Consider the following 4,417-nt stretch of genomic DNA (forward strand, 5'->3'; position numbering starts at 1 on the left):
CAGTAGTGAAACGATGCATCGCCGATGGTAGTGTGGGGTTTCCCCATGTGAGAGTAGGTCATCGTCAAGATTCATTTCGCAAAACCCCTATCTGCGCATGCAGGTAGGGGTTTTGTCTTTAAGTAGGAACTACAGAGATTTCGCGGGTTCGTCCTCAGAACGAACCGGCACACAGAATTTCTTGACGACCATAGAGCATTGGAACCACCTGATCCCATCCCGAACTCAGCAGTGAAACGATGCATCGCCGATGGTAGTGTGGGGTTTCCCCATGTGAGAGTAGGTCATCGTCAAGATTCAAACAAAAAGCCCCTGTCTGCAGCGCAGACAGGGGCTTTTTCTTTTCCGGGCTACAAGCAAGCTGCCGTAGCCTTTGTTGGGGGCTAGCGGACGAGTTGTTTGTCCAGGTAGTTCCTGATCACCCGTGCGCCATTGTTCAGGTGCTGCTCCAGCACCCGGACTGCCTCATCGACCAGTTTGTCAGCCGCAGCATCGACCAGGGCGTTATGGTCATCCTGTGTCAGCTTGCCAAGCCCCATGGAAGACAAATGGAAGCGCAGGAAGCGTTCTTCCTCGTTCAGCTCATTCTCGATCAGGCGCAGCAGTTTCTGGTTGGATGCCTTGCCATAGAGCGCCATGTGGAACAGCCTATTAAGGCGGCCGATTTCCGCATGGCTGGTTTCGTTTTCCAGTTGCTGGATGTAGCCACGGGCGCTGGCAATGTCGCTGGCATCGAGCAGCGGGATCGACTGGCGCAACGCTTCGCTCTCCAGGAGCACGCGCAGTTCGTAGGTGTCGACGGCGTCCTCGCCAATCAAGGGTGCGACCACTGCACCCTTGTGCATTTCTACCTTCAGCAGTGATTGCGCCTCCAGCTGGCGTAGTGCTTCGCGCACCGGCATACGGCTGACGCCGTACAAGTCGGCGATTTCCTGTTGGCGCACGGCGGTGCCAGGTGGCAGGCGGCCATCGAGGATGGCGCTGCGCAGGCGTTCTTCTATGACGCCACGGGCCAGGTGTGCCGGCAGCTGTTCGCTGGCCAGCACGTTACTGAGTTTGATTTTCTCGGCCAAGCGAAGTGTGCCTCGACGACAAAGAGTTGGATCCAATGACACTAGTAACAGGCAAGGGGGCTTGTCAAACCTGCGCCCGCGACGGAGCGAGCGGCCCAAGCTCCCAAATATGGTGGATGAGTTTTAGTGGCAAAGGAAGCGACACACACTAAGCGCTAACAATAAAGTTATAGCCAGCCGACCATCGGCTACATGATTTCGCAGTGCCATTGTCTTTTAAGTGGCCAAGCCGCACCATCGCTGCTCTGGACTGATCTGAACAGGGCTTCGCAGTGGCGATATCCTGGTTGCTCAAAACCACCGTGCGCCGCGTCTGCCTTGCGCTGCTGCTTGGCAGCCTGTTGCTTGGCGGCCTGCATGCGGATTGGGATTTCGCCGAGATCAGCCGCAAGTCCCAGGCCCTGTACGGCCCGCTAGGGGCGGGAAAGGCACGCATCGATGCCTGGCAGAACCTGATGGCCACCCAGAGCCAAGGTACCGAGCTGCAGCGCCTGCAGGTGGTCAACCTGTTCATCAATCAGCAGTTGCGTTATGTCGAAGACATCGACCTGTGGCATGAAGTCGACTATTGGGCCACGCCAATCCAGGCCCTGATCAAGGGCGCCGGCGATTGCGAGGACTACGCCATTGCCAAGTACTTCAGCCTGCGCCGCATGGGCATTGCCGCTGAGAAGCTGCGCATCACTTATGTCAAAGCCCTGCGCCAGAACCGTGCGCACATGGTCCTGACCTATTATTCAACTCCACAGGCACAGCCATTGGTGCTCGACAGCTTGATGGACGCAATCAAACCGGCCAGCCAACGCACCGATCTGCTCCCGGTTTACGCCTTCAATGGCGAGGGTTTGTGGCTGACCGGCGCCTCAGGCAACAAGAAGGTTGGCGACACCAAGCGCCTGTCACGCTGGCAGGACGTGTTGAAGAAAATGCAGGCCGAAGGGTTCCCGGCCGAACCGGTCTACTGAAGGAGCGCAGATGTCACTGTTCAAACAACTGCTGTTGGCCATTTGTCTGTTCCTGGTAGTCGCCTTCAGTGGCAGCTTCATGGTCAGCCTGGAAAGCTCGCGCAACCAGTACGTCAACCAGTTGCGCTCACATGCCCAGGACGCTGCCACCGCGTTGGCGTTGTCACTGACCCCTAATATCGATGACCCGGCCATGGTAGAGCTGATGGTCAGCTCGATCTTCGACAGCGGTTACTATGCCAGCATCAAGGTCATCGACCTGGGCTCCAACGCCGTGCTGGTGGAGCGCCACGCCGAGCCCGACCCAGGCGGCGTACCTGCCTGGTTCATCCACCTGATCGGCCTGGAAGCAGCTGGCGGTGATGCCATCGTCAGCCGTGGCTGGCAACAGGCCGCGCGGGTCGAGGTGATCAGCCACCCGATGTTTGCCATCGGCAAGCTCTGGCAGAGCGCACTGGGCAGCCTGGGCTGGCTGCTGTTGTGCGGTGCTGCCAGTGCGGTGCTGGGCGCATTGCTGCTGCGCCGGCAATTGCGCCCGTTGGATGCGATGGTTGAACAGTCCCAGGCCATTGCCCGGCGTGAGTTTCTCAGCCTCCCGGAGCCGCGCACGCCAGAACTGCGCCGGGTAGTGCAGGCAATGAACCAAATGGTCGCAAAGCTCAAGGCGTTGTTCAGCGAGCAGGCCGAGCGCAGTGAGCGGTTGCGAGCTGAGTCTTATCAGGACAGCCTGACCGGGCTGTCGAACCGACGTTACTTCGAGATGCAGCTAAACGCCCGCGTCAGCAATCTGGAAGAGGCCCGTGCTGGTTACCTGCTGTTGCTGCGTGTGCAGGGGCTGGCAGGGCTCAATGCGCGTCTCGGTGGCCAGCGCACTGACCAGCTGCTGCAAGCGGTGGGGGAGCAGCTGCGGCGCACCTGCGCCACCTTCCCGGAAACCAACAATCTGATCTCACGCAGCCGTGGCGGTGAGTTTGCCGTCCTGGCACCCGGTATGGTCCATGAAGACGCTGTGCGACTTGCCCAGGCCCTTGAGGCGGCACTGCAGAGCCTGCACGAAACCGGTGCCAGTGATATCTCCCCGGTCGCCTGCATTGGCCTGGCACCCTTCAACCCAGGTGATGCGCCGCAGGCGCTACTCAAACTGGCCGATGAGGCCCTGGCGCGAGCCGAGAATCAGCCGACACCGGGTTGGGTCTGCCTGGAGCAGGGCGCGGCTGCCGTTGCTGGCGACAGTCAGCACGAGTGGCATATGCGCCTGGACGATGCGTTCGTCAAAGGGCGCTTCGAGCTGTTCTTCCAGCCCGTGGTGCAGGCTCAAGCCACTCAACGGGTACTCCACTACAAGGTGATCTCGCGGCTGCTCGACGAGCAGGGCGAGGCTCTACCCGCGGGCCGCTTCCTGCCTTGGCTGGAACGCTTTGGCTGGATGTCGCGGCTGGACCAGCTGGTACTGGAAAAAGTGCTTGCGCACCTGCGCATTCACGACCAGGTGCTGGCTTTGAACTTGTCCGCCGCGACCCTGGCCGACCCCAAGGCCTTGCAACGGGTCTTTGAATTGCTGAGCCAGAACACGTCGCTAGGGGCGCGGTTGATCTTCGAGATCGGTGAGGAGCAGCTGCCAGAGCAGGCCGTGCTGGAACAGTTGACCCGGCGCCTGCGCGGGTTAGGTTTTGGTCTGGCTTTGCAGCGCTTTGGTGGCCGCTTCAGCATGATCGGCAACCTGGCGCATCTGGGCCTGGCGTATCTGAAGATCGATGGCAGTTACATACGCAACATCGACCAGGAGCAACACAAGCGCCTGTTCATCGAAGCAATCCAGCGAGCAGCGCACAGCATTGACCTGCCCTTGATCGCCGAACGCGTCGAAACCGAAGGCGAGCGGCAGGTGCTGCGGGAAATGGGCATCGAAGGGATCCAGGGCCAGTTGTCTGGTGAGCCTGCGCCCTGGCGCTGACCTCAGATCAAGCCGCCTGCTTCATCATCTTCAATCAGGTTGTTCAGGCTACCCAGCGCCTTGCGCGCCGTCGAGCGGTTGAGCAGCTTGGCCTGGGCTCCGGCAGGCAGGTCGGTGATACTGATCACACCCTTGGTGGTCAGCACCTCGATCAGGTCTTCGAGCACGCGAATCATGTCCAGATCGCTCTGCTTGAGTTGCTTGAGGCTGTTCTCGACGACATCGTCGGCGAACCATTCCTGAATCTCCGCATGGTCGGCGGGCAGGATTTCCGTGTACTCGGCGTAGGGCGCGGCTTCTACCCGCGCCAACTGCCCCTCGCCGTCGCGTTGCACATAGAACATGGCGTCCATCCTCGTCACGTTGAATCCTCAAGGGTCGGCTCTGGCGCAGCATAGGCAACTTTGCCCAGCTGCGCCTGCCCA

Annotated in this window: 4 protein-coding genes and 1 rRNA gene; 3 read left to right on the plus strand and 2 right to left on the minus strand. The window is 60.1% G+C overall.

The window, feature by feature from the left end; genetic code table 11:
• Positions 1 to 180 precede the first annotated feature (180 nt).
• Positions 181 to 296, plus strand: a 5S ribosomal RNA gene (gene rrf, locus ACIPZ5_RS22855).
• Between the two features lie 87 nt (positions 297 to 383).
• Here rrf and ACIPZ5_RS22860 read toward each other — a convergent pair.
• Positions 384 to 1,073, minus strand: a complete 690-nt coding sequence (locus tag ACIPZ5_RS22860) for a GntR family transcriptional regulator (protein ID WP_400810786.1) — start codon at positions 1,071 to 1,073, stop codon at positions 384 to 386.
• A gap of 272 nt (positions 1,074 to 1,345) precedes the next feature.
• Here ACIPZ5_RS22860 and lapG point away from each other — a divergent pair, with 272 nt between their 5' ends.
• Both lapG and lapD read left to right on the plus strand, forming a co-directional pair.
• A complete protein-coding gene (lapG, locus tag ACIPZ5_RS22865) occupies positions 1,346 to 2,038 on the plus strand; it encodes a cysteine protease LapG (RefSeq protein WP_400810787.1) in 693 nt (230 codons plus the stop codon).
• 10 nt (positions 2,039 to 2,048) lie between these two features.
• Positions 2,049 to 3,992 carry a cyclic di-GMP receptor LapD gene (lapD, locus tag ACIPZ5_RS22870; protein ID WP_400810788.1) on the plus strand — a complete coding sequence of 648 codons (1,944 nt, stop codon included), beginning with the start codon at positions 2,049 to 2,051 and terminating at the stop codon, positions 3,990 to 3,992.
• A 2-nt stretch (positions 3,993 to 3,994) separates the two neighbouring features.
• On the opposite strand, the gene ACIPZ5_RS22875 is transcribed toward lapD, so the two are convergent.
• Complete coding sequence (locus ACIPZ5_RS22875; protein ID WP_400810790.1) at positions 3,995 to 4,336, minus strand: tryptophan synthase subunit beta; 342 nt, start codon at positions 4,334 to 4,336, stop codon at positions 3,995 to 3,997.
• Positions 4,337 to 4,417: the final 81 nt, after the last annotated feature.

Source organism: Pseudomonas sp. NPDC089428, from assembly GCF_044749325.1.
In the GTDB taxonomy this organism is placed as follows: Bacteria; Pseudomonadota; Gammaproteobacteria; order Pseudomonadales; family Pseudomonadaceae; genus Aquipseudomonas.

What these genes read in the sequence shown, in the direction of transcription:
- lapD (WP_400810788.1), top strand. Translation starts at nt 2,049, where the DNA reads ATGTCACTGTTCAAACAACTGCTGTTGGCCATTTGTCTGTTCCTGGTA.
- ACIPZ5_RS22875 (WP_400810790.1), bottom strand. Translation starts at nt 4,336, where the DNA reads ATGTTCTATGTGCAACGCGACGGCGAGGGGCAGTTGGCGCGGGTAGAA.